The organism is Pseudomonas sp. NPDC087342, from assembly GCF_044744265.1.
Taxonomy (GTDB): Bacteria; Pseudomonadota; Gammaproteobacteria; order Pseudomonadales; family Pseudomonadaceae; genus Aquipseudomonas; species Aquipseudomonas nunensis.
Map to the genome: position 1 here is coordinate 1,610,869 of NZ_JBIUXZ010000001.1, position 26,728 is coordinate 1,637,596.

At 62.0% G+C, this 26,728-nt stretch carries 25 protein-coding genes; 8 read left to right on the forward strand and 17 right to left on the reverse strand.

What is annotated here, in order from left to right; translation table 11 throughout:
- Positions 1-145: 145 nt before the first annotated feature.
- From pqqE to pedF, 11 genes are all read right to left on the reverse strand, one after another.
- Positions 146-1,288: a pyrroloquinoline quinone biosynthesis protein PqqE gene (pqqE, locus tag ACIOYV_RS07250; RefSeq protein WP_401322258.1), complete on the reverse strand. Its 1,143-nt coding sequence runs from the start codon at positions 1,286-1,288 to the stop codon at positions 146-148.
- On the reverse strand, positions 1,266-1,538 hold the full coding sequence (gene pqqD / locus ACIOYV_RS07255) for a pyrroloquinoline quinone biosynthesis peptide chaperone PqqD (protein WP_054047359.1): 273 nt from the start codon (positions 1,536-1,538) through the stop codon (positions 1,266-1,268). The genes pqqE and pqqD overlap by 23 nt, the downstream gene beginning before the upstream one ends.
- Complete coding sequence (gene pqqC, locus ACIOYV_RS07260; protein WP_401322632.1) at positions 1,535-2,272, reverse strand: pyrroloquinoline-quinone synthase PqqC; 738 nt, start codon at positions 2,270-2,272, stop codon at positions 1,535-1,537. Before pqqC ends, pqqD begins: the two co-directional genes overlap by 4 nt.
- 196 nt (positions 2,273-2,468) lie before the next feature.
- Positions 2,469-3,383: a pyrroloquinoline quinone biosynthesis protein PqqB gene (pqqB, locus tag ACIOYV_RS07265; protein WP_401322261.1), complete on the reverse strand. Its 915-nt coding sequence runs from the start codon at positions 3,381-3,383 to the stop codon at positions 2,469-2,471.
- Positions 3,384-3,438: 55 nt separating this feature from the next.
- On the reverse strand, positions 3,439-3,510 hold the full coding sequence (pqqA, locus tag ACIOYV_RS07270) for a pyrroloquinoline quinone precursor peptide PqqA (protein WP_003253598.1): 72 nt from the start codon (positions 3,508-3,510) through the stop codon (positions 3,439-3,441).
- A gap of 224 nt (positions 3,511-3,734) precedes the next feature.
- On the reverse strand, positions 3,735-5,255 hold the full coding sequence (locus ACIOYV_RS07275) for an aldehyde dehydrogenase family protein (RefSeq protein ID WP_401322264.1): 1,521 nt from the start codon (positions 5,253-5,255) through the stop codon (positions 3,735-3,737).
- A 267-nt stretch (positions 5,256-5,522) separates the two neighbouring features.
- Positions 5,523-7,301 carry a PQQ-dependent methanol/ethanol family dehydrogenase gene (locus ACIOYV_RS07280; protein ID WP_401322266.1) on the reverse strand — a complete coding sequence of 593 codons (1,779 nt, stop codon included), beginning with the start codon at positions 7,299-7,301 and terminating at the stop codon, positions 5,523-5,525.
- 310 nt (positions 7,302-7,611) lie between these two features.
- Positions 7,612-8,550 carry a quinoprotein relay system zinc metallohydrolase 1 gene (locus ACIOYV_RS07285; RefSeq protein WP_401322267.1) on the reverse strand — a complete coding sequence of 313 codons (939 nt, stop codon included), beginning with the start codon at positions 8,548-8,550 and terminating at the stop codon, positions 7,612-7,614.
- A 16-nt stretch (positions 8,551-8,566) separates the two neighbouring features.
- The gene (locus tag ACIOYV_RS07290; RefSeq protein ID WP_401322270.1) at positions 8,567-9,328 is read right to left on the reverse strand and encodes a quinoprotein dehydrogenase-associated SoxYZ-like carrier; all 762 of its coding nucleotides are present in this window, start codon (positions 9,326-9,328) and stop codon (positions 8,567-8,569) included.
- The gene (locus ACIOYV_RS07295) at positions 9,328-10,203 is read right to left on the reverse strand and encodes a substrate-binding periplasmic protein (protein WP_401322272.1); all 876 of its coding nucleotides are present in this window, start codon (positions 10,201-10,203) and stop codon (positions 9,328-9,330) included. Before ACIOYV_RS07295 ends, ACIOYV_RS07290 begins: the two co-directional genes overlap by 1 nt.
- 3 nt (positions 10,204-10,206) lie before the next feature.
- Positions 10,207-10,668 (reverse strand): cytochrome c-550 PedF, encoded by a 462-nt coding sequence (gene pedF / locus ACIOYV_RS07300; RefSeq protein WP_054047345.1) that lies wholly within the window; start codon positions 10,666-10,668, stop codon positions 10,207-10,209.
- 254 nt (positions 10,669-10,922) lie between these two features.
- Here pedF and exaA point away from each other — a divergent pair, with 254 nt between their 5' ends.
- Together exaA and ACIOYV_RS07310 are read left to right on the forward strand one after the other, a co-directional pair.
- Complete coding sequence (exaA, locus tag ACIOYV_RS07305; RefSeq protein WP_401322275.1) at positions 10,923-12,815, forward strand: quinoprotein ethanol dehydrogenase; 1,893 nt, start codon at positions 10,923-10,925, stop codon at positions 12,813-12,815.
- 152 nt (positions 12,816-12,967) lie between these two features.
- On the forward strand, positions 12,968-13,615 hold the full coding sequence (locus ACIOYV_RS07310; RefSeq protein ID WP_401322277.1) for a pentapeptide repeat-containing protein: 648 nt from the start codon (positions 12,968-12,970) through the stop codon (positions 13,613-13,615).
- Between the two features lie 182 nt (positions 13,616-13,797).
- Here the strand turns inward: ACIOYV_RS07310 and ACIOYV_RS07315 are convergent, their stop codons facing one another.
- Genes ACIOYV_RS07315 through ACIOYV_RS07325 form a run of 3 tightly spaced genes read right to left on the reverse strand, consistent with a single transcriptional unit; the run spans position 13,798 to position 15,820 of the window.
- The gene (locus tag ACIOYV_RS07315) at positions 13,798-14,436 is read right to left on the reverse strand and encodes a response regulator (protein WP_401322279.1); all 639 of its coding nucleotides are present in this window, start codon (positions 14,434-14,436) and stop codon (positions 13,798-13,800) included.
- Positions 14,433-15,695, reverse strand: coding sequence for a histidine kinase (locus ACIOYV_RS07320; RefSeq protein ID WP_401322281.1), 1,263 nt, complete (start codon positions 15,693-15,695; stop codon positions 14,433-14,435). The genes ACIOYV_RS07315 and ACIOYV_RS07320 overlap by 4 nt, the downstream gene beginning before the upstream one ends.
- Positions 15,696-15,697: 2 nt before the next feature.
- Positions 15,698-15,820 carry a hypothetical protein gene (locus tag ACIOYV_RS07325; RefSeq protein WP_265044960.1) on the reverse strand — a complete coding sequence of 41 codons (123 nt, stop codon included), beginning with the start codon at positions 15,818-15,820 and terminating at the stop codon, positions 15,698-15,700.
- A 157-nt stretch (positions 15,821-15,977) separates the two neighbouring features.
- On the opposite strand from ACIOYV_RS07325, the gene ACIOYV_RS07330 reads away from it, so the two are divergent.
- From ACIOYV_RS07330 to ACIOYV_RS07355, 6 genes are all read left to right on the forward strand, one after another.
- Positions 15,978-17,162, forward strand: coding sequence for an ABC transporter substrate-binding protein (locus ACIOYV_RS07330; RefSeq protein ID WP_401322283.1), 1,185 nt, complete (start codon positions 15,978-15,980; stop codon positions 17,160-17,162).
- 41 nt (positions 17,163-17,203) lie between these two features.
- A complete protein-coding gene (locus ACIOYV_RS07335; protein WP_401322285.1) occupies positions 17,204-18,163 on the forward strand; it encodes a YVTN family beta-propeller repeat protein in 960 nt (319 codons plus the stop codon).
- On the forward strand, positions 18,160-18,891 hold the full coding sequence (locus ACIOYV_RS07340) for an ABC transporter ATP-binding protein (protein WP_401322287.1): 732 nt from the start codon (positions 18,160-18,162) through the stop codon (positions 18,889-18,891). Before ACIOYV_RS07335 ends, ACIOYV_RS07340 begins: the two co-directional genes overlap by 4 nt.
- A complete protein-coding gene (locus ACIOYV_RS07345; protein ID WP_401322290.1) occupies positions 18,888-19,679 on the forward strand; it encodes an ABC transporter permease in 792 nt (263 codons plus the stop codon). The genes ACIOYV_RS07340 and ACIOYV_RS07345 overlap by 4 nt, the downstream gene beginning before the upstream one ends.
- Before the next feature lie 226 nt (positions 19,680-19,905).
- A complete protein-coding gene (locus ACIOYV_RS07350) occupies positions 19,906-20,463 on the forward strand; it encodes a PQQ-dependent catabolism-associated CXXCW motif protein (protein WP_401322293.1) in 558 nt (185 codons plus the stop codon).
- A gap of 57 nt (positions 20,464-20,520) precedes the next feature.
- On the forward strand, positions 20,521-21,186 hold the full coding sequence (locus tag ACIOYV_RS07355) for a response regulator transcription factor (protein WP_054047333.1): 666 nt from the start codon (positions 20,521-20,523) through the stop codon (positions 21,184-21,186).
- A gap of 184 nt (positions 21,187-21,370) precedes the next feature.
- Here the strand turns inward: ACIOYV_RS07355 and nahK are convergent, their stop codons facing one another.
- From nahK to ACIOYV_RS07370, 3 genes are all read right to left on the reverse strand, one after another.
- Complete coding sequence (gene nahK / locus ACIOYV_RS07360; RefSeq protein WP_401322634.1) at positions 21,371-23,968, reverse strand: hybrid sensor histidine kinase/response regulator NahK/ErcS'; 2,598 nt, start codon at positions 23,966-23,968, stop codon at positions 21,371-21,373.
- Positions 23,937-25,100, reverse strand: coding sequence for a nitric oxide-sensing protein NosP (gene nosP, locus ACIOYV_RS07365; protein WP_054615168.1), 1,164 nt, complete (start codon positions 25,098-25,100; stop codon positions 23,937-23,939). The genes nahK and nosP overlap by 32 nt, the downstream gene beginning before the upstream one ends.
- Positions 25,101-25,394: 294 nt before the next feature.
- Complete coding sequence (locus ACIOYV_RS07370; protein WP_401322297.1) at positions 25,395-26,579, reverse strand: porin; 1,185 nt, start codon at positions 26,577-26,579, stop codon at positions 25,395-25,397.
- Positions 26,580-26,728: the final 149 nt, after the last annotated feature.

Sequence of the window (26,728 nt, forward strand, 5' to 3'; positions counted from 1 at the left end):
CATCCGGCTGCGAATGCAATCAGACCAATGGGTAGCACGATCTTGAATCCACCGCTGGTCTCCTGTGGGAGCGAGCCTGTGTGGCGAGGGGGCAAGCCCCCTCGCCACACAGGCTCGCTCCCACAGGGGTTTTGCGTTTGATGCTTTATCCGCGATAGATCAGCCGCGAAGCCTTTTCATTGCGCAACGTCAGGTGTTCCATGCCCTGCCCCGGCGCATCGGCTTCATCCCGGGCCTTGAGGATCACCCCGTGGTGCGGCGACTTGCTGCACACCGGGTCGGCGTTTTCGGCATCGCCGGTCAGCATGAACGCCTGGCAGCGGCAACCGCCCAAGTCTTTGTGCTTTTCATCGCAGGAACGGCACGGCTCCTTCATCCAGTCGTCACCGCGAAAACGGTTGAACCCGAACGAATCGGTCCAGATGTGTTCGATGCTGTGCTCGCGCACATTGGGAAACTGCACCGGCAGCTGTCGGGCGCTGTGGCACGGCAATGCGGTGCCGTCCGGGGTGATGTCGAGAAACAGGTTGGCCCAGCCGTTCATGCAGGTTTTCGGGCGTTCTTCGTAATAGTCCGGAGTGACGAAAATCAGCTTGCACGGGTGCCCCTGGGCCTCAAGCCGTTCGCGGTACTCGTTTGTAATACGCTCGGCGCGCTGCAACTGATCGCGGGTCGGCAACAGCCCGACGCGGTTGAGCTCGGCCCAGCCGTAGAACTGACACGTGGCCAGCTCGACGAAGTCCGCCTCCAGCTCCAGGCACAAGTCGATGATGCGGTCGATCCGGTCAATGTTGTGCCGGTGGGTGACGAAGTTCAGCACCATCGGGTAGCCCTGGGCTTTCACGGCGCGAGCCATTGCGAGTTTCTGGGCGAAGGCCTTGCGCGAACCGGCGAGCATGTTGTTCACCGCTTCGTCGGCGGCCTGGAAACTGATCTGAATATGGTCGAGCCCGGCGACCTTGAAGTCGCGGACCTTTTGCTCGGTCAGGCCGATGCCGGAGGTGATCAGGTTGGTGTAATAACCCATGTCCCGCGCAGCCTTGATCAGCTCGGCGAGGTCCTGACGCACCAAGGGTTCGCCACCGGAGAATCCCAGTTGCGCGGCGCCCATGTCCCGCGCTTCGCGGAACACGCGAATCCATTCTTCGGTGCTCAGTTCCTCACCTGACTGGGCGAAATCCAGCGGATTGGAACAATACGGGCATTGCAGCGGGCAGCGATAGGTCAGTTCCGCCAGCAGCCACAGCGGCGGCCCCGGTGGCGCATCACTCGATCCAGAATTGCGCACGGGCCACCTCCAGAAACGCCAACACGTCCTCGTCGATGTCCGATACACCGGGGAAGCTCGCGCACAGCAAATTGATAATCGCCGCCACACTGCGTTTGCCATCCACCAGATCGAGGATCTGCCCGGCACTGGCGTTGAGTTTGATCATGCCTTCGGGGTACAGCAGCACGTGGCAATCCTGCCGGGGTTCCCATTGCAGGCGAAAACCCTGGCGCAAGGCCGGTAACTGTTCGCGGCTGATCAGGCTCACAGGGCAATCCCCCGGTGCCAGACGTTTTCGCGGGTGACGCTGTGGTACGGCGGGCGTTCCAGCTCGTAGGCCATGCTCATCGCATCGAGCATGCTCCACAGCACATCGAGTTTGAACTGGAGGATTTCCAGCATCCGTTGCTGACTTTCGAGGGTGACGTAATGCGCCAGGGTGATGCGCAAACCGTGCTCGACATCGCGCCGCGCCTGACTCAGACGCGTGCGGAAATAGTCGTAGCCACTGACGTCGATCCATGGGTAATGAGTCGGCCAGGCGTCGAGGCGGGATTGGTGGATGTGTGGGGCGAACAGTTCGGTCAACGAGCTGCTGGCCGCTTCCTGCCAGCAGGCGCGACGGGCGAAATTGACGTAGGCGTCCACGGCGAAACGCACGCCGGGCAGCACCAGTTCCTGGGAGAGGATTTGTTCGCGGTCGAGCCCCACCGCTTCGCCCAGGCGCAGCCACGCTTCGATCCCGCCTTCGCTGCCGGGCGCGCCGTCGTGGTCGAGAATCCGTTGCACCCATTCCCGGCGCACGTCGCGGTCCGGGCAGTTAGCGAGGATCGCGGCGTCCTTGAGCGGGATGTTGACCTGGTAATAGAAGCGATTGGCGACCCAGCCCTGAATCTGCTCGCGACTGGCGCGGCCGGCGTACATGGCTTGGTGGAACGGGTGATGGATGTGGTAATAGGCGCCTTTGGCGCGCAGGGCGGCTTCGAATTCGCTGGGGGACATTGGGGGGGTGGTCAAAGTGGTTCTCCTGGGCGTTTTGCGGTGTCTGGTCTGGCGCCTTCGCGGGCAAGCCTCGCTCCTACAAGGGATGTGTGTACGCCACGAAATTCGCGTACGACGACGTCACGTCGGTCAACCATGAAATTCGCGTACGACGATGTCCTGTAGGAGCGAGGCTTGCCCGCGAAGAGGCCATCCGCTACAACTCAATACTCATGCCATCAAACGCCACTTCGATCCCCCGCCGCTCCAGCAACGCCCGCTCAGCCGAGTCTTCATCCAGGATCGGATTGGTGTTGTTAATGTGGATCAGCACCTTGCGCTGACGCCCAAAACCTTCCAGCACTTCGAGCATCCCGCCAGGTCCGCTTTGCGGCAGATGCCCCATTTCACTGCCCAGGCTCTGCCCGACTTCACACACGCGCATCTCGTCGTCGCGCCATAACGTACCGTCCAGCAGCAGGCAATCGGCGCGCTGCATCCAGTTCAAGACTTCTGCGTCGACTTGCCCCAGCCCCGGCGCATAGAACACCGAGGCGCCAGTGCGCAGGTCTTCGATAAACAGGCCGATGGTGTCGCCCGGCTGCGGGTTGCCACGGTTGGGCGAGTACGGCGGTGCGTTGCTAACCAGGGGGATCGCGTGAAATTGCAGGTGCGCGCAAGCCGCGATGCTGAACGGCTCACGCGCCAGTCCGATCGGTTGCCACTGCAAGCCGCCGTTCCAGTGTTTGAGCATGTTGAACAACGGAAAACCGCTGCTCAAATCCTCATGCACCCGCTCAGTGCACCATACGTCATGCGGGCAGCCTTCGCGCAGGCTCAACAGGCCGGTGCAATGGTCGATCTGGCTGTCCAGCAGGATCACTCCGGCGATGGCGGTATCGCGCAATCGGCGCGCCGGTTGCAGCGCCGGGAAGCTTTCCAGTTGCGCACGAATGTCCGGTGAAGCATTGCACAGCACCCAGTCCACGCCGTTGTCGCTGACCGCAATCGACGACTGCGTGCGGCGTTGTGTGCGCAGGCTGCCGTTGCGCACGCCGGTGCACTGGCGACAGTTGCAGTTCCATTGCGGGAAACCGCCACCAGCGGCGGAACCGAGAACCCGGATGTGCATGAGCAATGCTCCAGAAGGCAGGCCCGGCCAACGCTGCGGCTGGCCGGGTGATCAATCAACGGTTGGCGAAATACATCGTCACTTCGAAGCCAATACGCAGATCGGTAAACGCGGGTTTAGTCCACATGGGTCAATCCTCTTCTTGTGCCGGGCAATTCCGGTAAAGCCATTAATGCACGCCGCGCCAAGGGCCCGAATGCTACTTTCGAAGGAGGTGGCGGCGTGCGTTGGTAGGGGGTGTTGCGGGGTGTCAGGCACAACCATTCGCGGGCAAGCCTCGCTCCTACAGATTGAGGTGATCTGTAGGAGCGAGGCTTGCCCGCGAAGGCCATCACACGGTCTCGTGTCGGGTTAGAAGAACCCCATCGGGTTGATGTCGTAGCTCACCAGCAGGTTTTTGGTCTGTTGGTAATGGTCGAGCATCATCTTGTGGTTTTCACGGCCAACGCCGGATTTCTTGTAGCCACCGAACGCGGCGTGAGCCGGGTACAGGTGGTAGCAGTTGGTCCACACGCGCCCGGCCTTGATCGCCCGGCCCATGCGGTAGGCGCGGTTGATGTCGCGGGTCCACAGGCCGGCGCCGAGGCCGAACTCGCTGTCGTTGGCAATCGCCAGGGCTTCAGCTTCGTCTTTGAAGGTGGTGATGCCCACCACCGGACCGAAGATTTCTTCCTGGAACACGCGCATTTTGTTGTGGCCCTTGAGCAGGGTCGGCTGGATGTAATAACCCGTCGACAAGTCGCCCTCAAGGCGTTCCGCCGCGCCGCCAGTGAGCAGCTCCGCGCCCTCCTCCTGGGCGATTTTCAGGTACGAGAGGATCTTGTCATATTGCTGCTCGGACGCCTGGGCGCCGACCATGGTTTCAGTGTCCAGCGGGTTGCCGCGCTTGATCTTGACGATCTTCTGCATCACCACTTTCATGAAGTCGTCGTAGATCGACTCCTGTACCAGCGCCCGGGACGGACAGGTGCAGACTTCGCCCTGGTTGAAGAACGCCAGCACCAGGCCTTCGGCGGCTTTTTCGATGAACTGCGGCTCGGCGTTCATGATGTCTTCGAAGAAGATGTTCGGCGACTTGCCGCCCAGTTCCACGGTGCTCGGAATGATGTTCTCGGCGGCGCAATGCATGATATGCGCGCCCACTGGGGTGGAACCGGTGAAAGCGATCTTGGCGATGCGCTTGCTGGTGGCCAACGCTTCACCGGCTTCGCGGCCGAAACCTTGCACGATGTTGAGCACGCCGGCCGGAATTAAATCAGCGATCAGCTCGGCGAAAATCATGATCGACAGCGGCGTTTGCTCAGCAGGTTTGAGCACCACGCAGTTGCCGGCGGCCAGGGCCGGGGCAAGTTTCCACGCGGCCATCAACAGCGGGAAGTTCCACGGGATGATCTGCCCGACCACGCCCAACGGCTCGTGGAAGTGATAGGCGGTGGTCAGCTCGTTGATCTCGGCGGCGCCGCCCTCTTGCGCGCGGATGCAGCCGGCGAAGTAACGGAAATGGTCGGCGGCCAGCGGTACGTCGGCGTTGAGGGTTTCGCGCACGGCTTTGCCGTTGTCCCAGGTTTCGGCGACGGCGAGGATTTCCAGGTTTTGTTCGATACGGTCGGCGATTTTCAGCAGCACCAGGGAGCGATCCTGGGCCGAGGTCTTGCCCCAGGCATCGGCAGCGGCGTGGGCGGCGTCGAGGGCTTTGTCGATGTCGGCGGCGCTGGAGCGCGGGAACTCGGCGATCACTTCACCGTTGACCGGCGAGGTGTTGGTGAAGTACTCGCCATTGACCGGCGGCACGAATTCGCCACCGATGAAATTGCCGTAGCGCGGTTTGAAGCAAACGACGGCGCCGGGTGTGCCAGGTTGTGCGTAGATCATGGTGGGCCTCTGTCTGGGTCGATGCCTGTCGTGCAAACAGGCGATGCACCGATAGTAGAGAGCCCCGCGCGCCAGACGAATGCGCCGTTGGCAGGGGGGATCTCGTTATTTGGTAGTAGGTCTGGCGCAAATCCCCCTGTGACAAATAACCCTGTGGGAGCGAGCTTGCTCGCGAAAGGGCCAGCACATACAACAATGATGTTGAATGTCAGATCGCCTTCGCGAGCAGGCTCGCTCCCACAGGGGGAATTGCAGTGGAGTTGGGTTTTAGTGTTTGGCCACTACCAGGTCTTTCGGCAATTTGAAGGTCCAGAGCATGCCGCCCTGGTTGAAGTCCTTGATGCGCTTGGCCACTTCGCCGCCCCACAGCGGCACCGCGCCGCCCCAGCCGGAGAGCACCGAGACGTACTGTTCGCCGTCCATCTCCCAAGTCACAGGCGAGCCAAGCACGCCGGAGCCGGTCTGGAATTCCCAGACTTTCTCGCCGGTCTTGGCATTGAACGCCTGGAGGAAACCTTCGGGCGTGCCGGTGAACACCAGGTTGCCCTTGGTGGTCAGCACGCCGCCCCACAGCGGCGCATAGTTCTTGTGGCGCCAGACTTCCTTACCAGTGACCGGATCGATGGCGCGCAGCACCCCGATGTAGTCTTCGTTCAACGGTTTGATGGTGAACCCGGCCCCGAGGAACGCCGCGCCTTTCTTGTAGGCGATGCCTTCGTTCCAGATGTCCATGCCCCACTCGTTGGACGGCACGTAGAACAGCTTGGTGTCCTTGTTGTAGGCCATCGGCATCCAGTTTTTCGCGCCGAGGAACGCCGGGGCTACGAATACAGAACTGCCCTTGGCTTCAGAGCCGGGCGCGCCGGGACGGCTGGCTTCGTTGTAGATCGGCCGGCCATCCTTATCCAGGCCGGTGGCCCAGGTGATCTTGTCCACGAACGGGAAGCCACGGATGAACTTGCCGTTGGTGCGGTCCAGCACGTAGAAGAAGCCGTTGCGGTCAGCGGTAGCGGCGGCTTTGATTTCCTTGCCGCCCTCGGTGTAGTTGAACGAGACCAGCTCATTCACGCCGTCATAGTCCCAACCGTCGTGGGGCGTGCTCTGGAAGTGCCATTTGATCGTGCCGTCGTCCGGGTTCAGCGCCAGGCGCGACGAGGAGTAGAGGTTGTCGCCCGGACGCAGGTGCGAGTTCCACGGCGCCGGGTTGCCGGTGCCGAACAGCAGCAGATTGGTTTCCGGGTCGTAGTAACCGCCGAGCCAAGGCGCGGCGCCACCGGTTTTCCACAAATCGCCGGGCCAGGTCTTGCCCGCTTCGCCGCCAGAGATGCCGTTCTCTACAGCTTTGCCGTCCTTGTAGACGTAGCCCATGTGGCCTTCGACCGTTGGCCGGGTCCACAGCAGCTCGCCGTTTTTCGGGTCATAGGCGGAGATCTTGCCGACCACACCGAACTCGCCACCGGCCACGCCAGTAATCAGTTTTCCGTTGATCACCAACGGCGCGGCGCTGATCGAATAGCCTTCCTTGTGATCGGCTACCTGCTTGCTCCACACCACTTTGCCGGTGTCTTTGTTCAGGGCCACGAGCTTGGCGTCGAGGGTGCCGAAGAACACCAGGTCGCCGTACAGCGCCACGCCACGGTTGATCACGTCGCAGCACGGACGGATGTCATCCGGCAGGCGCGCGTCGTATTGCCAGAGTTTCTTGCCGGTGCGCGCGTCCACCGCGAACACCCGCGAGTAGGAACCGGTCATGTACATCACGCCGTCCTTGATCATCGGCTGCGCTTGCTGGCCGCGTTGTTTTTCACCGCCGAAGGAAAACGCCCAGACCGGCCGCAGGTCCTTGACGTTGTCGACGTTGAGGGTGTCCAGCGGGCTGTAGCGCTGACCCTGGACGCCCAGACCGTTGGTGACGATCTGCTCCGGGTTCTTGGGGTCCTGGAGAATGTCCTGGTCAGTGACGGCGGCCAATGCCGAGCCGGACAACAGCATGGCACTGAGCAGCACGCTCAAGACGAAGGGTTGGCGACGTGCGGGTTGGGTCATGACGGCTACCTCTGCGGTTTTTGTTATACCCGGGAAATTTTCCCGGTCTGGTGCAGATTCTTGGGCGCCGCCGCCTCTGCAACAATTGCCCGCAGTGTTGAGATTGCTAGTTCCTTAGTACGGGGTCGGATGATGCCACCCCCTCAGACTCACCTCGACCTGTAGCAGCTGGCGAAGCCTGCGTTCGGCTGCGCAGCAGTCGTGAAATCAGAGTTCGCGGTGCATCAGGCAAACCGTGCAAGTCGGGTTTACGACTGCTGCGCAGCCGAACGCAGGCTTCGCCAGCTGCTACAAGGGTTGCGCCGCTGGGTCATTGGGTCGCGGTGGAATCGACACGGGTCATTTTTGCGCGTTCGTAACGCGGATACAGATGGCTGACACTGCGAATCAGCTCATACCGACTCAGGCTGATCCCGCCAAAACGCTCGGGAATCGGGCTGCGGATCATCTCCGCCATGTCGCTGCCATTCGCGGCGCCGTCGCGCAGCAGCTGATCCAGCCAGGTCAGGTAGTCACGCATTTGCTCGAAGGGTTTGGCATCCGTGGCCACCGGCCCGTGGCCCGGCACGATCAGGATCCAGGGCAAGCCTTGCAGGGTCGCGATGTCCGCCAGCCACACCGCCAGCCCGGGGCTGTTCGGGGTGGTCAGGGCCCGTTGATAAAACACCAGATCCCCGGCAAACAGCACGCCGGTTTGCTGGTCGAGAATAGCCAGATCCGCGCCCGTATGCCCACCCAGGCTTAGCAGGCGCAAATCGTGGTTCCCAAAACTTCGCACGCCCGGTGTCAGCGTCTCGGTGGGCAACACCACTTCGGTGCCGCGCATCCAGTCGCCCACCAGGCGGTACATGTTCTCCGCCATCGCATCGCCCTGCTGATGCAACAACTCGGTGGTGCCGGCCAGCGCGCCGATCGGCACATCGGTGAAGGCCTGATTGCCCAGCGCATGGTCGGGGTGATGGTGGGTCAGCAGCACCTCGATCACCGGTTTGTCGGTGACCGCCGCAATCGCCTTGCGCAGCGCTTCGCCGTAGCGTTTCGACGGCCCGGTGTCGATCACCACCACCCCGCGCTCGGTGACGATGAACCCGGTGTTGACGATATTGCCGCCATTGGTCTTGGCGAAGTTATCGGTGCTGCCTTCCAGCAGCCAGGTGTCGGCGGCGATCAGCCGGGGCGTGAGCGAGTATTCCAGCTCCGCCAGGGCCGGCAGGCTCAAACCGATCAACAACAGCCACATCCAACGCATGACGCGCTCCTTTGGGTCAGGGTATCGCCGCATCGAATTGATTGCCGCTGTTGTCGCGCAACAACAGGCGCGTCTGCCCTGGCCCTTCGATGTCGAAGGTCAGGTTGGGGTTTTCGCTGACGGCGGGAAACAGCTCCAGACGCGCCAGCAGTTGATCGTTCTGATCCCGCAGTTCGGCGTGGTTGATAAAGAATTCCGGGATGCCGCTGACCATGCCGTTGTCCATCGGATGCGCTACCTGCAAGCGCACGCGGCTGAATTCACCACGGGGATAACGCCCGCCGAGCACTTCGCCGATGTGTTCTTCCCAACCCGGCTGGGTGCGCACCACGCTCGGCGCCGTGCAACCGCCGCCCGCCGCATCGATCAGGGTCGAGCCGACGTGCCACACCCCGTCGCGGGTCAGCACCGCTGCGCGCAATGGCGTGGCCTGTTCGATGCGGATGCGGATCGACAGCCACGGCAACACCCGCTCCAGCGGTTGGAAATCGACGATTTTCGGCAGCGGGTTGAGTTCGGCCCAGGCAAGGATTTTTACCACTTCGCCCTTGAACGCCCGGGCGTCGATTTCCAGCGGCACCTGACGCGCATCTTCAGCGAACGGCGGCGCCAGCAGCTTGACCCGCTGATCGAACACGAACGGTGCGTCGCCGAGCATTTGCTTGTGATAGAACGCCCACATCACCGACGGCACCGGGTCTTTACCCGGATCGATCTCCGCTGCATGGGCGGCCATCGGCAGCCAGCAGGCCAGCAGGCAACTCGCTCGCCAGTTCACTATTGGTACATCTCCGGCACTTCGTATTGCAGGCCGTAACCGGCGTAAATCGCTTGCACTTTGCCTTCGCGGATCAACGCTTCGAGCGCCTCTTCCACGGCATACGACAATTGCCGATTGCTTTCATGCACCGCCATGCCGATTTCCCAGCGTTGCTTGCCCATGTTCGGGTAGGCGTTCTCCGCGAGTGCCACTTGCGGGTCGTGGGCTTCATGCACTTGCCAATCGACTTCGCCGCGCATCGCCATCACCGCATCGACTTCACCGGCCTTCATCGCCGCAAAGGCCTGGGGCACGCCGGGATAGTGGTGGGTCTTGGCGGCGAGCATGCCATTGAACACCGAGGTCAGGTAGAACGACGGCACGCTGTCGACTTCGACGCCGATCGGGTGCTGCTCGAACACCGCGACGCTGCCCACCGACTCCAGCCGACGGCGGTCAAACGCGACTTGCCATTGTTCGTTCTGGTACGGGCCGAACATCACCACGTGATCGTTTTCCAGCTCACCGAGTTCGTTGCGCTTTTGTGAGTAATCGCGGTCATACGGCACGCGCATCATCAGGTCAGCCAGTTGCTGATTGTGCAACTGGCTGCTGCGCCAGATGTAATCACGCAGGTCGTCGTCGAGCTTCTCGCCGGCCGGCGCCCAGATCAGTTTGAGCTTCACGCCCAGCGCCGTGGCCAAGGCTTGCGCCAGATCGACATCAACGCCCCGAGCCTGATCGGCATCCTCGAAACTGTAGGGGGCGAAATCCTTGTACACCGCGACTTTCAGCTCTCCGTCGGCGATCATTTGGTCATAGGTACGGACCTGCGCCTGCGCCACCTGGCAGCACAGCAACACAGCACTGATCAACACAGCGAGCAGGCGCATGGATTACTCCTCGACGTGCACGCTGTCCAGGTAAGTACGCACCGCCCACAGGGCTTCCTGACTCAGGTAATCGGCCATCTTCGGCATGTAGACCCGGCCATCGCGCACCGCGCCGTGACGGACCCGTTCGACGAACCATTCATCACCGGCATCGCCGACATCGAGCATGCGCAAGTCGGGAGCGATGCCACCGGACTTGGCTTCCAGGCCATGGCAGGCCGCGCAGTTCTGGTTGTAGGCGGACGAGCCGATTTCCACCGCTTTATCGTGTTGCGGCGAGGTGCGATACGGGTTGACTGACGCCCAGCCATCGGCATCCAGCGGCACACCGGCGTCCTTGATCGGGGTCAGGCCCGGAGTTGCCACCGCTTGCGGCACCACGTTGCCATGGGCCCAGACCGAACCTGCGCTGATAAAACCGGCCAGCAGCCCGGCAACCAGCAAGGCGTTGCGTTTTGTTGTCATTGTTATGCCCTCAGGATTGCACGCAAAACCTCTGTGAAGAGGCTATGGCAACCATCTTAGGAAGCACTTCGCCGCAACCCCATGCTGCTTTGGTGGCCGCCGCCCAGTACCTTGGTAGTAGGGCTTGTGGCGCACACCCAAATCAGGTGCGGTTTGGGAAGTCTTCCCGGCAACAGCGGGACTTTTTCCGTATCCGCCCAGCCGCCCGGCGCACCACCCTGTGCAGGCCAAAACCTCCACTGGGAACTGCAACCATGACAATAAGATCGCTACCCGCCCTTTCCCCCCTGTCTATCGCCGTGCAGGCTTTTCTGCTGGTGGGCAGCCTGTCCCTGAGCGCTGCCGGCCATGCCGCGAGCGAACCGGTCGCCGCCACGCACAACGTCAGTTGGGAAGACATCGCCAACGATCACCTGACCACCAAGGACGTGCTGCAATACGGCATGGGCACCAACGCCCAGCGCTGGAGTCCGCTGGCCCAGGTCAACCACAAGAACGTGTTCAAGCTGACGCCGGCCTGGTCCTACTCGTTCGGCGATGAGAAGCAACGCGGCCAGGAATCCCAGGCCATCGTCAGCGACGGCGTGGTCTACGTCACCGGTTCCTACTCTCGGGTATTTGCCCTCGACGCCAAGACCGGCAAGCGCCTGTGGACCTACAACCATCGTCTGCCGGACAACATTCGCCCGTGCTGCGACGTGGTCAATCGCGGGGCGGCAATCTATGGCGACAAGATCTACTTCGGCACCCTCGATGCGCGGCTGATCGCCCTCGACAAGAACACCGGCAAAGTGGTGTGGAACAAGAAATTCGGTGACCACGCCGCCGGCTACACCATGACCGGCGCGCCGGTGCTGATCAAAGACAAAGTCACCGGCAAGGTGCTGTTGATCCACGGCAGTTCCGGGGACGAATTCGGCGTGGTCGGCCAGTTGTTTGCGCGGGATCCGGACACTGGCGAAGAAGTCTGGATGCGGCCCTTCGTCGAAGGTCATATGGGCCGTTTGAACGGCAAGGACAGCACCACCACCGGCGACGTGAAAGCGCCGTCGTGGCCGAATGACCCGACCACCGAAACCGGCAAGGTCGAAGCGTGGAGCCACGGCGGCGGCGCGCCTTGGCAGAGTGCGAGCTTCGATCCGGAAACCAACACCATCATCGTCGGCGCCGGCAACCCCGGCCCGTGGAACACCTGGGCGCGCACCTCCAAGGACGGCAACCCACACGATTTCGACAGCCTCTACACCTCGGGCCAGGTCGGCGTCGATCCGAGCACCGGCGAGGTGAAATGGTTCTACCAGCACACCCCGAACGACGCCTGGGATTTCTCCGGCAACAACGAGCTGGTGCTGTTCGACTACAAGGACAAGGAAGGCAAAGTGACCAAGGCCACCGGCCACGCCGACCGCAATGGCTTCTTCTACGTGGTGGACCGCAACAACGGCAAATTGCAGAACGCCTTCCCCTTCGTCGACAACATCAGTTGGGCCAGCCACATCGACTTGAAGACCGGCAGACCGGTGGAAAATCCAGGCCAGCGTCCGGCCAAACCGCTGCCGGGGGAAACCAAGGGCAAATCCGTGGAAGTCTCGCCGCCGTTCCTCGGTGGCAAGAACTGGAACCCGATGGCTTACAGCCAGGACACCGGGCTGTTCTACATCCCGGGCAACCAGTGGAAAGAGGAATACTGGACCGAAGAGGTCAACTACAAGAAAGGCTCGGCGTATCTGGGCATGGGTTTCCGCATCAAGCGCATGTACGACGATCACGTCGGCACCTTGCGCGCGATGAACCCGACCACCGGCAAAGTGGTGTGGGAGCACAAGGAACACTTGCCGTTGTGGGCCGGTGTACTGGCGACCAAGGGCAATCTGGTATTCACCGGGACCGGCGATGGTTTCTTCAAGGCGTTCGATGCGAAGACCGGCGAGGAACTGTGGAAATTCCAGACCGGCAGCGGCATCGTCTCGCCGCCGATCACCTGGGAACAGGATGGCGAGCAATACGTCGGCGTGACCGTTGGCTACGGCGGCGCGGTGCCTCTGTGGGGTGGTGATATGGCGGAACTGACCAAACCGGTGGCTCAAGGCGGGTCGTTCTGGGTGTTCAAGATTCCGAGTTGGGATAACAAGACCGCTCAGAAGTAACGCCGCCAACCTTGCCGATACGACTCACGTAGCAGCTGTCGAGCCCCGGCGAGGCTGCGTTAGCGGTGTGTCAGGCACACCGTCGACGCAGCCTCGTTTCACTCGACAGCTGCTACGTGAAGCCGTACCGATACCCACTTAGAGGTTTCGTGATGAGATATCTGCCTTTATTGCTGCTCTTGACCCTTCCCCTCGCTTACGCCGACGACGGCGACGACGGCCCTCTCATCATCAACGGCTGCACCCTCGCCGAGCACAGCCAATGCCCTGGCGCGAATCTCAAGGGCGCGAACCTGAGCAATCAGGACCTGCGCAGCATGAACCTCAGCGGCGCCGACCTGCGCGATGCCGACTTGCGCCACGCCCGCCTCGACCTCGCCAACCTGGAAAAAGCCCAACTGCAAGGCGCCAACCTGACTCGCGCCAGCCTGCAACAAAGCAACCTGCGCCTTGCCGACTTCACCGGCGCGACACTGATGGCGATCCAGGGTTGGGGCCTGTTCGCCCAAGGCGCGCAATTCGAAAACGCCAACCTCAGCGCCGCCTACCTGCAATTCGCCCGACTCTCCGGGGCCAGACTGCACAACGCCAACCTGCGCGCCGCCGACCTGGAAATGACCTGGCTGAGCAAGGCCGACCTCAAGGGCGTCGATCTCAGCGATGCCAATTTGCAGGAAGCCAAGTTTGGTGAGAGCAACCTGGAACAGGCGAACCTCAGCGGCGCGCGGCAGCATTATGCGAATTTTCAGGATGCGAATATGGAGGGGTGCACGGGATGCCCGACCACTTGGGACAAATGAGCCGTGAACTGATCGTTCCCACGCAGAGCGTAGGAACGATCAACATCCCAATCCCCCGGTTGATACATAACCCTGTGGGAGCGAGCCTGCTCGCGAAAGCGGTGTAACAGTCGACGGAAAGGTTGAATGTAGCGACGCCTTCGCGAGCAGGCTCGCTCCCACAGGGGCTTGCGGTGATTGAACTAACCCGCCTTACGCACCACCCCCATATCAATCCCCAAATGCACCAGCTCCGTATGCGACGTCACTTGCAACTTGCTCTTCAACAACGTCAGGTGATTGGAAACCGTCTTGCTGCTGATATTCAGCTGCTCGGCAATCAACCGTGCCGGGGTGCCTTTGGCGAGCATCACGAATATCTCCAGTTCGCGCTGAGTCATGCTTTGCAAACGCGGATCGCTGGCGTCCTGTTGCGGGTGGCACGCCAGTTGAGTGGCCAGCGGCTGCTCGATATAGGCATGCCCGGCGAGGATCCGCCGTACCGCTTCGATCAACACTTCCGGTGCCGAGCTTTTGGTCAGATAGCCCGAAGCCCCCGCCTCCAGCGCCTGACGCACCAGCGGCAATTCATCGTGCATGCTGAAAAACAGCACGCGCAGTTGCGGCAAGCGCTGACATAATCGTCGGGTCGTTTCTAACCCGCTGATCCCCGGCAAACCGAAATCCATGATCACCAGGTTCGGCACCGCTTCCTGAACCCGGATCAGCGCTTCTTCGCCGGTGGCAGCTTCGCGCACTTCCATCGCCGGCAGCAGCGCCCGCAACAAACTGGCGTAGCCCTGACGGACCACCGCATGGTCGTCGACCAGCAGAATATTCATGACGCCTCCAAAGGCATGCTCAAGGCCAGCGCCCAACCGGCGCCGGGGTGGCTGATGATCCGCAGTTCGCCGCCGAGGCTGCGGGCGCGTTCGAACATCGAGTACAGCCCCACGCCCGGCCGTTGCGGCTGGGCGGCACCGCGCCCGTTATCGCGGATCAGCAATCGCAAGCGCCCGCCACGATGCTGCAATCGAACCCGCACCTGACTGGCCTCCGCGTGGCGGGCGATGTTGGTCAAGGCTTCCTGCAGCAGGCGATACAAATGGGTTTTGTTCGGCCCCGACAACGCCGGTAATTGCGCGCTGACCCGCAATTGGCAATCGATGCCCTGGCGGCCCTGCCATTGTTCCACCAGCAAACCGAAGGCGTCGGACAACGGCAGGTGTTGCAGCACCACCGGGTACAAGTCGTGCACCAGCGCGCGGAAACCCTGTTGCAGATGCTCGCAGTTATGCTCCAGCTCGCGCACCGTGCGTTCGACGGTGTCTGGCTGATCCGCCACCAGACGCAACAAACAGGCTTGCGCACGAATCCCGGCCAGGTACTGACCGAGGTCATCGTGCAGGGTCTGCGCCAAATGCGTGCGTTCCTGCTCCTGCACCGCGAGCAAGGTTTGGGTGAGTCGGGTGTTGTCGGCGCGGGCCTGTTCCAGCGCGCCGGTCATGCGATTGAAGTGGGTCGCCAGTTGCCGCGCCTCGGGCACGCCTTGCCCGCGCAGCCGCACGTTGAGCTGGCCAGCGGACACTTGTTGCAAGGCGCGGAGCAGTTCGTCGAGCAGGCCCATGCCCCGGCGCACTGCCCAGCGAATGGTCAACAGACTCACCAGCAACGCCAAACCGCAGAGGAACAGCACTTGTTGCAGCGAATCCCAGACCTCATCGATCTCGTCTCGCGGATCGACGTCAATCATCACTCGCCGGCCATCCTTCAAATCCAGCACCTGGGCGCTGTGACGGGCGTCGGCGAACAGCAGGCGCCCGAGCCAGGCATCCAGGCCATCCTGCACCGGCAGCCGCGCGGCTTCGCCCGGTTCCAGCCAACGCACCCGTACGTGGCGCAAGCTGCGGGTGAGGCGCGGTTGAAGGCTGACCGGGTCACGCTCGGCGGTTTCACTCAAATACTCGACCACCGCTTCGGCGGATTCCAGCTCACGCTCCACATCCGCCAGCGCCTGATGCACCAGCAACGCCATGCACGCCAGGGTCACCAGGGCGAAAAAGCCGCAGACCCACAGGTTGATCCGCCACAGCGCCGACACGCTTAGCGCCCCGGCAATGCGGGCGACATCTGCACCAGCGTCGGTCGCGGGCCGTGCAGTTTGTCGACGCCGATCAGGGTCAGGATCAGCAGCAACGGCAGGAGCAGCGCCTTGAGAATACGCATGGTCGATCTCCTCCTCAGTGATGGCCGTTGAAACCCATGCTAAAACCGCGCCGCCCGGGATGAGCTACTACCTTGGTACTGGCTTAGCGGTACTTTCTGCATATTTCCTCGGCCCCTCGGGCTTCCTATGCTGGCGCTACCTGTAACGGAGTGCCCTATGCGCCAGCTTGCCCCTTACGCCTTGATCTACCTGCTGGCGATTGCCTGCGCCGCCGGGCTGGCGACCCAGAGTCAGGCCGCCGATGCGCCGTTGCAGGTGCAGATCGGCTACCTGGGCTATCGCCCCGATCCGGGGCCGCTGCTGTCGAATGTGATTCCCGAACCCGCCGATGCCGGCCTGCGCGGCGCTGAACTGGCGATCACCGACAGCAACAGCACCGGACGTTTTCTCAACCACAGCTACAGCCTGGTCAGCGCCAGCGCCGAGACCCCGGATGCGCTGATCGAAGCCGCCAAGGCCCAGCACGCTCAGGGCCTGCGCCTGTTTGTGGTGAATGCGCCGGTGGAAACGCTGCGTCGGCTCAGCGCGGTGCTGACCGACAGTTTGCTGTTCAACGCTGGCAGCCCGGATGACAGCCTGCGCACCACCGACTGCTTGCCGAACGTGCTGCACACCTTGCCGAGCCGAGCGATGCTCGCCGATGCGCTGGCGCAATTTCTGGTGGTGCGCAAATGGCAGCGGGCGCTGCTGATCGTCGGGCCGACCCCGGACGATCAAGCCTATGCCGCCGCCCTGCGCCGCGCCGCCAAGCGCTTCGGCCTGAAACTGGTGGCGGAAAAAGCCTGGAGCTTCGACAACGATCAACGCCGCAGCGCCCAGGCCGACATGCCGCTGTTCACCCAGACCGCCGAATACGACGTGGTGCTGGTGGCGGACGAACGCGGCGACTTCGGCGAATACGTGCCGTACCAGACCTGGTATCCGCGTCCGGTAGCCGGGACTCAGGGCTTGACCCCGGTGGGCTGGCACAAAACCGTGGAAACCTACGGCGCCGCGCAGCTACAAAAACGCTTCGAGGCCATGGCCGGGCGCTGGATGAATGACCGGGATTTCGCCGCGTGGATGGCCGTGCGCAGCATCGCCAGTGCCGTGAGCAAACTGCGCCAGGTCGATCCGATGGCGATCCGCGCGCTGGAGATCAGCGATCAATTGCCGCTGGACGGTTTCAAAGGTCGCAAGCTCAGTTTTCGGCCGTGGAACGGTCAGTTGCGCCAACCGATCCCCATCGTGCAACCGCGGGCACTGGTCAGCACCTCGCCCCAGGACGGTTTCCTGCACCCGTTCAACGAAATGGACAGCCTGGGCTACGACAAGCCCGAAGTGACCTGCCGCTTTCCCTGATCCAACTTTCCACAAAATCAACAACAAAAAAGGAATCCGCCATGCGCCGTACCCTGCTCTCATGCGCCCTGCTGCTTGCCGCCGGGCACGCCGTGGCCAGCACTGCCTGGGTCTCCAACGAAAAGGACAACAGCCTGAGCCTGATCGACATGCAGACCCTGCAAGTCACCGACACCCTGCCCGTCGGCCAGCGCCCGCGCGGTCTGTTGCTGTCCCACGACAGCAAGTTGCTGTACATCTGCGCCAGCGACTCGGACCGGGTCCAGGTGATGGACGTGGCCACGCGCAAGATCATCAAGGAATTGCCATCGGGCAAAGACCCCGAGCAATTCGCCCTGCATCCCAATAACCGCTGGCTCTACGTTTCCAACGAAGACGATGCGCTGGTGACGGTGATCGACACCGAAACCTCCAAGGTGCTGAGCCAGATCAACGTCGGCGTCGAGCCGGAAGGCATGGCCGTCAGCCCCGATGGCAAATGGGCGGTGAACACCAGCGAAACCACCAACATGCTGCACTGGATCGACACCAGCACCCAGACCCTGGCCGACAGCACGCAGGTGGATCAGCGGCCGCGCTTCGTCGAGTTTTCACCGGACGGCTCGCAGCTGTGGGCCTCGGCGGAAATCGGCGGCACAGTGACGATTCTCGACGTGGCGACGCGCAAGGTCCTCAAGACCGTGAGCTTCCAGATCAAGGGCGTGCACCCGGACAAGGTGCAACCTGTCGGGATCAAGCTCAGTGCCGACGGCAAGTACGGCTTCGTCGCCCTCGGCCCGGCCAACCATGTGGCGGTGGTCGATGCCAAAACCTTCGAAGTGCTGGATTACCTGCTCGTCGGCCGGCGGGTCTGGCAGATGTCGTTCACCCCGGATCAGAAGCAATTGCTCGCCACCAATGGCGTCAGCGGCGATGTGTCGGTGATAGATGTCGACAGCCTCAAGGTCAGCAAATCGGTCAAGGTCGGGCGCTATCCGTGGGGCGTGGTGGTGACCCCATGAACACCCTGGAAGTCAGCGAGCTGAGTTTCGCTTATGGCGCAAAAGAAGCGCTGCGCCAGGTGAGTTTCAGCCTGGTGCCGGGACGGTTTGCGGCGTTGCTGGGGCCGAACGGTGCGGGGAAATCGACGCTGATTGCCTTGCTGACTAGGCTCTACGACGTACAGCGCGGCGATATACGAGTCGGCGGCTGTTCGTTGCGCGATGCCCCACGCCCGGCGCTCAAACAGTTGGGTGTGGTGTTTCAGCAAAGCACGCTGGACCTGGACCTCAGCGTCGAACAGAACCTGCGTTATCACGCCGCGCTGCACGGCATGTCCCGGCGCCAGACCGGCCTGCGGGTTGACGCCGAACTGTCGCGCCAGGCGTTGACTGAACGCCGTCGTGAGCGGGTGCGTGAACTGAATGGCGGCCACCGTCGCCGGGTGGAAATCGCCCGGGCGTTGCTGCATGAGCCGCGTTTGTTGCTGCTGGACGAGGCCAGCGTCGGCCTCGACCCGGCCAGTCGCCTGGCGCTGAATCAACACATCCGCAGCCTGTGCCGCGAGCAAGGCATCAGCGTGCTCTGGACTACGCACTTGCTGGATGAGGTGCAGGCCAGCGACGACTTGTTGATCCTGCATCAAGGCCGGCTGGTCGCCAGCGGCCAAGCCGACGCGCTGAGCTTGGAACACGGCGGTGACCTCGGTTCTGCCTTTGCTCGACTGACCACCGCAGGAGCCGCCCGATGAACGCGTATTGGCAGTGTTTCAGCGGCATCGTGTTGCGTGAATGGCTGCGTTTTGTGTTGCAGCGCACGCGGTTCCTCAGTGCTTTGGTGCGGCCATTGTTGTGGCTGCTGGTGTTCGCCGCCGGGTTTCGCGCGGCGCTGGGCATTGCGATCATCGAGCCCTACGACACCTACATTCCGTACGAGGTGTACATCATTCCGGGGCTGGCTTGCATGATCCTGCTGTTCAACGGCATGCAGGGCTCGCTGTCGATGGTCTACGACCGGGAGATGGGCAGCATGCGCGTGTTGCTGACCAGCCCCCTGCCCCGGACCTTTCTGCTGTGCAGCAAACTGCTGGCGACCTCGCTGATTTCGCTGCTGCAGGTGTATGCCTTCCTCGCGATTGCCTGGGTCTACGGCGTGCAACCGCCGGCCATGGGTTTGCTGATCGCGTTGCCGGCGTTGCTGCTGGTGGCGTTGATGCTGAGTGCGCTGGGGTTGCTGCTGTCAAATGCGATTCGCCAGTTGGAGAACTTTGCCGGGGTGATGAACTTCGTGATCTTCCCGCTGTTTTTCCTGTCGTCGGCGTTGTATCCGCTGTGGAAAATGCGCGAGTCGAGTGAGTGGTTGTATTGGTTGTGTGCGGTGAATCCGTTTACCCATGCTGTCGAGCTGGTGCGGTTTGCGCTGTATGAACGCTTTAATCCGCTGGCACTGGCGGTGTGTGTGGGCTTGACGCTGGTGTTCGTGCTGCTCGCCGTGCTCACCTTCAACCCGCAACACGCCGCCCTGCGCAAAGCCACCTGACCACACATCCCCCCGTAGGAGCTGTCGAGTGCAACGAGGCTGCGATCTTTTGATCTTTAAAAGCAAAGATCGCAGCCTCGTTGCACTCGACAGCTCCTACAGGGAAATTGTGTTGAGCACAGGCACAAAATTACTACTTTAGTACTGCTTTACCTGTCTATCGTCGCATTCCCTTCGCACCGCGACTGGCATGTAATGGGTTCATAACTATAAGGATTGAACCCCCATGCCGCGTTCCCGACGTCGTCTGCTACGCCCTTGCCTCGCTGCCCTGTCGCTCAGCCTGTTGCTGAGCACCGCGCAGGCCGAAACCCCGCTGTTCTCCGCTGACGGCTACCGCATCGGCCTGTACCGCAGCCCGACGCCGAATCAGCTGCAAGGCGCGACCATTCTCGACACCCCTGCCCTGCAAACCCTGCTCAACCAGACACCGCGCCCGGTGCTGATCGACGTCTACCGTCGCCAGTGGCTGCAAGGACGGTTCATCGAAGACCAGCCCCATGCGAACCTGCCCGGCAGCCATTGGCTGGCCAATACCGGTGACGGTGATCTGACGCCCGACTGGCAGGCTTACTTTGCGCGTAATCTGGACACATTCACCGACGGCGACCACCAGCAACCGCTGGTCTTCTACTGCCGCTCCGATTGCTGGTTGAGCTGGAACGCGGTAAAACGCGCCACCGCCATGGGCTATAAGTCAGTGTATTGGTATCGCGATGGCCTGGATGCCTGGCAAGCGGCGAACCTGCCTGTTGCGCCGGCCCAGCCCGAGCCCTTCCCCTGACCCGAACACTTGCATGTTGTTGCCCCACCCAAAAACACAATAATGAGGTGAAAGGCTATGTACAAAATTCTGATTGCCGATGATCACCCGCTGTTTCGCGAAGCCATTCATAACGTCATCAGCGACGGGTTCCCCGGCAGCGACGTGATGGAAACCGCCGACCTGGACAGCGCCCTGCTGCTGACCCAGGAACACGACGACCTGGACCTGATCCTGCTGGACCTGAACATGCCCGGCATGCACGGCCTCAATGGCCTGATCAACCTGCGCAACGAGGCACCGACGATTCCGGTGGTGATCGTGTCGGCCGAGCAGGACAAGCAGATCGTGTTGCAAGCCATCACCTATGGCGCGGTGGGTTTCATCACCAAATCCTCGCCACGCCTGCAAATGACCGAGGCGATCCAGCAGATTCTCAACGGCAATGTGTACCTGCCGCCGGACATCATCCGCACGCAAAAACCCGGCACCCACCGCCGCATGAACGACAACCCGAGCTTCCCGCCAGAACTGCTCCAGGCCCTGACCCGCAAGCAGTTGCTGGTACTGGAACGCATGACCAAGGGCGAATCGAACAAACAGATCGCCTACACCCTGGAAATCGCCGAAACAACGGTCAAGGCGCATGTGTCGGCGATTTTGCGCAAACTCAATGTGCACAACCGGGTGCAGGCAATCTTGAGTGCCGGGGATATAGATTTCGGGTCTTACTTACGGCGCTGAAACACAACTCCTGAGCGCAGGACACACTCCCTGTAGCAGCTGGCGAAGCCTGCGTTCGGCTGCGCAGCAGTCGTGAATCAGGCAATGGGGTTCATCAGGACGACCGCGCCGTCAGGGTTTACGACTGCTTCGCAGCCGAACGCAGGCTTCGCCAGCTGCTACACAGGTTCTGGGGCAACTTGGGTTAGCGGGCTGGGCCGAGCAAATGACTCATCGCCGTCTTGAGCTTCATCGGCCGCACCGGTTTATGCATCAAGGTGTGCCCCAACTCGCGAATCTGCATCTTGAGTTCATTGCTGTAATTGGCGGTGATCATCATCGCCGGAATGGCTGACCCACGCCGCGCATTGATCCGGGCCACGGCGTCGACGCCGTTCTGGTCGTCGTCCAGGTGATAGTCGGCGATCAGCAAATCGGCCTCTTCGTGATAGTTGTCCACTTGCCGCGCCAAATCCTGCTCCGACAACGCCGTCACCACCAAACAGCCCCAACCTTCCAGCAACGTGCGCATCCCCGCGCAAATCGCCGCGTCGTTGTCCAGCACCCACACCCGCGCACCGCGCAGGCGTTCAAGCATCGGCTCGCTCATCAACAGGCTCGGCAACGCCTTGGGTGCGGTGGCGCTGAGCGGCACTTCGACAGAAAACATCGAGCCCTTGCCCGGCCACGAGCGCACGTGAATCCTGTGCCCGAGGATCCCGGCGATTTTCTCGACAATCGCCAGCCCCAGGCCCAAGCCGCGATCCTGATCCGGACGCTGCACATCGCCACGCTTGAACTCCTGGAAAATCTCCTCCAAGCGGTTTTCGGCAATGCCCATGCCGCTGTCCCAGACTTCAATCGACAAGCGCTGATGATGGCGCCGGCACCCGAGCACCACGCGCCCGCTGTAGGTGTAGCGAATCGCATTGCTCAGCAGATTGCGCAGGATCCGCGCCAGCAACTGAATGTCGCTGCGCACCAACGCCGAACAGGGGATGAAATGCAATTCCAGCCCTTCACTGCGCGCCACTTGGGTGTATTCGGCGGCAAGGTTTTCCAGCAATTCGCTAAGAGCGAACGGCGCGATATCGGCCTTGATCACCCCGGCATCGAGTTTGGAAATGTCGACCAACGTGCCCAGCAGGTTTTCCACGTCTTCCAGGGAATTGCTGACGTTGCGCACCAGAATCGCATTGGCCACCGGCTCCCGGCGTTCGAGCAAAGCGCTGGTAAACAGCCGCGCGGCGTTGAGCGGTTGCAGCAGGTCGTGGCTGACGGCCGCAAGAAACTTGGTCTTCGACAGGTTGGCTCGCTCGGCTTCGAGTTTGGCTTCGCGCAGTCGTGATTCGGCGCGGCGACGCTCGTCGATCTCGCGCAGCAACTGGTCGTTAAGGGTGGTCAGTTCGGTGGTGCGTTCGCGCACCCGCAACTCAAGGTTTTGATAGGCCTGGTGCAGCGCTTCGGCGGTGCGGCGGCGTTCGGTGATGTCGCGGATCAACACAAAAATCCCCACCACTTCCCCGGTGGCCAGGCGATTGGGCACGTAGGAACGCAGCATGTAGCGCTCCTGATTGTTGATGTTGGTTTCGGCGAACTCGAAGGTCACGCTCTCCCCGGCCAAGGCCCGGGCGACGTAGGCTTCCAGGCGCTGGTAATGCTGCTCGCTGTGCACTTCGCGCAGGCTCTGCCCGAGCATCACGCCGCGAGGCCAGCAGTACCATTCTTCGTAGACTTTGTTGGTGAATTCGTAGACCAGATCGGCGTTCAGGTAGGCGATCAGCGCCGGCACGTGGTCAGTGATCAGGCGAATCCAGCGTTCGCTTTCGCTGAGCGCTTCGGCGTGCTGGTAGCGTTCGGTGATGTCGGTGAAGGTGTTGACGAAACCGCCGGTGGGCAGTGGATGGGTGCGGATTTCCAGGACCCGGCCATCGTAGAGGCGCTGCTCGCACTCCTGCACCGGTCGCCCATTGCTGTCGCGACTGGCCGGGGTCAGCAGGTTCAGTTCGCTGTCGGCAATCACTTCGGCAAACGGTCGATGGGCCGCCACTGGCGCGAGGCCGCTGAGTTCAAGAAAACGTCGGTTCCACAATTCCAGGATGCCGTCGGCGTTGACCATCGCCACGCCCTGGGACAGGTTGTCCACGGCCCGTTGCAGCAGGTGGGATTTCTGCGCCACCGCTTGCTCGCGGCGCACGGTTTCGCTGAGTTTGACGTCGGTGATGTCGGTGAACAGGATCACCCGCCCGCCTTCCTGGGTCGGCCGTTCGCTGACTTGCAGCCAGCGGCCATTTTGCAGGCGATACAACAGATTCTGATCGGCATGCCCACGCGGTTCTTCGGTGAACAACCCGGTCGCTGTCATCAGCCGCTTGACCTCAGCCAGGTGCATGCCAGCGATGATCCGCACCCGGCTGTTGCCCCAGAACGCCTTGAAGCGGCTGTTGAACAGCACAATGCGCTGATCTTCATCGAACAGCACGAAGGCATCGGAAATGCTCTCGATGGCATCAATCAAATGTTGATGGGCGGTTTCGGCCCGCAGGCGCGCGTCGCTGAGCAAGTGATTGCCAGCCTTGAGCTCGGCCATGGCCTGGTTCAGCGCGTCGGTGCGTTCGCGGACCTGTTCGGCCAGCACCACCGAATGCTGGAACGCGGCATACGGGTCGTTGCCCCGGGTGATGCCGGATTCGATGCGTTCGATCAGCGCGCCATTGATGCGCTGCAGTTTTTGATTGTCGCGCTGCAGGCTGGCGATCTGCGCCTGGAGCTCAACGGTGTCCAGGGGAACGGCCTCGGGCAATGGCAACCCCGGTGAAGGTCTGGTTGATGTGCATGCCATTGAACTGTTCTCCGTAGGTGTTGAAACCCATCACCCGATGCTCACGCAAAAACGCCCCGATCGGTTCCAGACTGCCGCGATCTTCCAGTTCCAGACGTCGCAGAAAGCAGTCGCAGCCGATGGTCAGCAACAGATCGCCGAGGCGTTGTTCCAGGCCTTCGAACAGCGCTTGCAGGTTCGGCAGCATCGGGCCGGGAGTCATGGCGGTGAGGACGATGCCGTTTTCCACGGCGCAGTAGAAACTCAAGCTCAGGTCCGGGTGCACCTGCTGGATGGCGCGCACGTAGTACTGGTCGTTGATCCGCACGGCCAGCGGGTGCGCGGCGAAGATCCGGTGATCGAGCTCGGCCACCGGCACGCCGATGTGCCGGGCGTACTCCTCGGCGGCGGGTTCGGCGTTGAGTTCGAAGACCCGCCGCGAGGCGCTGTCGGCACCGGTGACCACCAGTTTCTCCGCCCGGGGCAGGATGTGGTGGGTGGTGAACACTTCGAAATCGAGCCAGGTGTTGACCAGCACCACCACCGCCGCGCCGCTGTGGAACTCGCCGCCGAAATACACGTGGGTGTGGGTCAGGTAGTTGTCGTCGCCAGCAGAACCGCCGAAATGCGGGATGTCACCGAGCGCTGCACTTAACGCGGCGAGGACCATTTCCTCACGGCTGGACAGGCCATCGAGCAGGGTCAGGGCGAAGCTGTTGCCCTTGATCGGCGCCAGGGTGTTGCTGCGGCAGCCGCTGACCAGTCGTTCGACCATCTGCTGGGCGTCGATCAGGCTGAAGCGCTCCATTTCGTCGATCAGTTCGATGGCGATGGAAAAGTGCCGATGATCGAAGCCCACCGCCGTCACGCAGTTGCGGCCGTAACCTTGCGGGGTGATTTCCCCGGCGCTGGTGCAACCCACCAGGCGAATCCCGCCGAAGCTCTGCTGCAAGGCCTGGCCCAGCGCCTGCAAGTCGTACTCGGCGGAACAGAAAAACAGCACGAACCCCAAGTGCGGATGCAACAACTGTCGCGCCAACTCCTGCGCCGCCTGCTGCGCGTCGGTGGCCTGGGACATCGCGCTGACCACGCCTTCACTCTGGACCTGCTGCATCGTCGCCTCCCGCAGGTGCGCATGTATGAGGTGCGAGTGTACGAAGCCTGCGGGCCGGGACGTATGCTACTTGGGTAGCGGTCTTGGGCTTCGATGGGATGAGAGGGGTTGCGTAGGTCCCCCAAACACCACACATCCCCCTGTAGGAGCGAGGCTTGCCCGCGAAGAGGCCGTCACATTCAACATCAATGTCGACTGACACACCGCTTTCGCGGGCAAGCCTCGCTCCTACAGGGATCTGTGTGGGGAGCGAATCTCGCCGCGATGCGCGCAGCCAGACTCGCCACCCAAGCCTTACCAGGTCAACACCGCCCCCACCGCAAACGTATCGGTATCCTCGTTCTGCGCACTGGTGTCGTGCCCGTCGATGCTGAACTGGTTGTACTCCGCCACCAGTTTCAGGTTGTCATTCACGTCATGGAACAGCGCAATTCCGCGCGTCTTGTAATCCGCGCCGCTGCCCACCACGCCGTTGCCGTCGTCATCGGTCTTGCCGTAGGACAGCGCCAAGCGGTTCTTGCCGAGTTTGTAGGAGCCCTGCATCAGGTAACCGGTGCTGTCGACATTGCGCAGCGTGGCTTCACCGGCGTTGTTGGTGAAGAACGGATTGATGCCCTTGGCCTGGAAGCCGGAACCGGTCAACGACAACCCGCCCATTTTCGCCTGCACGCCGTAGCCGAGGCCTTTGGAGGTGACGGACTGGACGGTGGAGTCGGTGTTGTCCGAGGTCTGGTAGCTGCCGTTGACCCAGCTGTAAATCTTCGCCCCGGCGACGTCGAACTGGTAGGTGATCTCGCTCTCGGTGCGCGGGTTTTCCTGGTAGGCCTTGCCCAGCGGGCTGCTGTCATTGGTGTCCACCGGGTCCATGATCCCCACCGCTACGCGCAAGCCGTCCATCACCGGCGTTCGGTAGGTGATTTGCGAAGTCGGAAACGGATACGGATAACCGCTGCCGATGTTGCCGAACGACACCCCGCCACCGTCCACTAACCCCAGGCTGTCGCTGACCTGGCCGTAACCGGCGAGCAGTTCATCGAGCAGGATGTTGGATCGGGCGAACAGGCCGAAGTCCTTGCCGATCAACACTTCGCCCCACTCCGGGTTGGCCACGGTACCGTAGAACTGCCGCACATCGATGGCAGTGTCGGTGCCGTTGGTTTCGCTGTCGTTGATGGTCACCCAGAACGACGCGCGGGCGCCGAGCTTGAGGTCATCGATCTGCTTGCCCATGTTGAAGCCCAGGTAGTTGGGCAGGAAACCCATCTTGACCCGCGCCTGGCGACGGTCGAACTGATCGCCGGCGCGGTCGACCTTGCTGTTCACATAGAAGGCGTTGATGTAGCCGTCGGTGGAAAACGTGGTCTGGTCCTTGTCGTACAGCATGATCTCGGCTTCGGCGAATGAGCTCAGGCCAAGGGACGACAGGCCGGCAATAACGGCAGGCAAGAAACGATGCGAGAAGTTCTTATTGTTGTGCATGACGCGCTCCGCAACAGGGGACAAGTTGTCGGAGGCGATTATCGAAAGCTGACCGGCGGCGTCATACGCTGCCTTGGCGGCGGTTTTGAGCTGCTTTGGAGGGGCCGGGGATGCGCGGCAAATTCGGTGTAAGACCGGGCCGTGGCAAG

What these genes read in the sequence shown, in the direction of transcription:
- ACIOYV_RS07335 (WP_401322285.1), top strand. Translation starts at nt 17,204, where the DNA reads ATGCGCCGTACCCTGCTCTCATGCGCCCTGCTGCTTGCCGCCGGGCAC.
- pqqB (WP_401322261.1), bottom strand. Translation starts at nt 3,383, where the DNA reads ATGCACATCCGGGTTCTCGGTTCCGCCGCTGGTGGCGGTTTCCCGCAA.
- ACIOYV_RS07325 (WP_265044960.1), bottom strand. Translation starts at nt 15,820, where the DNA reads ATGCGTATTCTCAAGGCGCTGCTCCTGCCGTTGCTGCTGATCCTGACC.
- ACIOYV_RS07345 (WP_401322290.1), top strand. Translation starts at nt 18,888, where the DNA reads ATGAACGCGTATTGGCAGTGTTTCAGCGGCATCGTGTTGCGTGAATGG.
- ACIOYV_RS07350 (WP_401322293.1), top strand. Translation starts at nt 19,906, where the DNA reads ATGCCGCGTTCCCGACGTCGTCTGCTACGCCCTTGCCTCGCTGCCCTG.
- ACIOYV_RS07275 (WP_401322264.1), bottom strand. Translation starts at nt 5,255, where the DNA reads ATGATCTACGCACAACCTGGCACACCCGGCGCCGTCGTTTGCTTCAAA.
- ACIOYV_RS07285 (WP_401322267.1), bottom strand. Translation starts at nt 8,550, where the DNA reads ATGCGTTGGATGTGGCTGTTGTTGATCGGTTTGAGCCTGCCGGCCCTG.
- pedF (WP_054047345.1), bottom strand. Translation starts at nt 10,668, where the DNA reads ATGACAACAAAACGCAACGCCTTGCTGGTTGCCGGGCTGCTGGCCGGT.
- ACIOYV_RS07295 (WP_401322272.1), bottom strand. Translation starts at nt 10,203, where the DNA reads ATGCGCCTGCTCGCTGTGTTGATCAGTGCTGTGTTGCTGTGCTGCCAG.
- ACIOYV_RS07370 (WP_401322297.1), bottom strand. Translation starts at nt 26,579, where the DNA reads ATGCACAACAATAAGAACTTCTCGCATCGTTTCTTGCCTGCCGTTATT.
- exaA (WP_401322275.1), top strand. Translation starts at nt 10,923, where the DNA reads ATGACAATAAGATCGCTACCCGCCCTTTCCCCCCTGTCTATCGCCGTG.
- ACIOYV_RS07355 (WP_054047333.1), top strand. Translation starts at nt 20,521, where the DNA reads ATGTACAAAATTCTGATTGCCGATGATCACCCGCTGTTTCGCGAAGCC.
- nosP (WP_054615168.1), bottom strand. Translation starts at nt 25,100, where the DNA reads ATGCAGCAGGTCCAGAGTGAAGGCGTGGTCAGCGCGATGTCCCAGGCC.
- ACIOYV_RS07330 (WP_401322283.1), top strand. Translation starts at nt 15,978, where the DNA reads ATGCGCCAGCTTGCCCCTTACGCCTTGATCTACCTGCTGGCGATTGCC.
- pqqC (WP_401322632.1), bottom strand. Translation starts at nt 2,272, where the DNA reads ATGTCCCCCAGCGAATTCGAAGCCGCCCTGCGCGCCAAAGGCGCCTAT.
- ACIOYV_RS07315 (WP_401322279.1), bottom strand. Translation starts at nt 14,436, where the DNA reads ATGAATATTCTGCTGGTCGACGACCATGCGGTGGTCCGTCAGGGCTAC.
- ACIOYV_RS07340 (WP_401322287.1), top strand. Translation starts at nt 18,160, where the DNA reads ATGAACACCCTGGAAGTCAGCGAGCTGAGTTTCGCTTATGGCGCAAAA.
- ACIOYV_RS07280 (WP_401322266.1), bottom strand. Translation starts at nt 7,301, where the DNA reads ATGACCCAACCCGCACGTCGCCAACCCTTCGTCTTGAGCGTGCTGCTC.
- ACIOYV_RS07310 (WP_401322277.1), top strand. Translation starts at nt 12,968, where the DNA reads ATGAGATATCTGCCTTTATTGCTGCTCTTGACCCTTCCCCTCGCTTAC.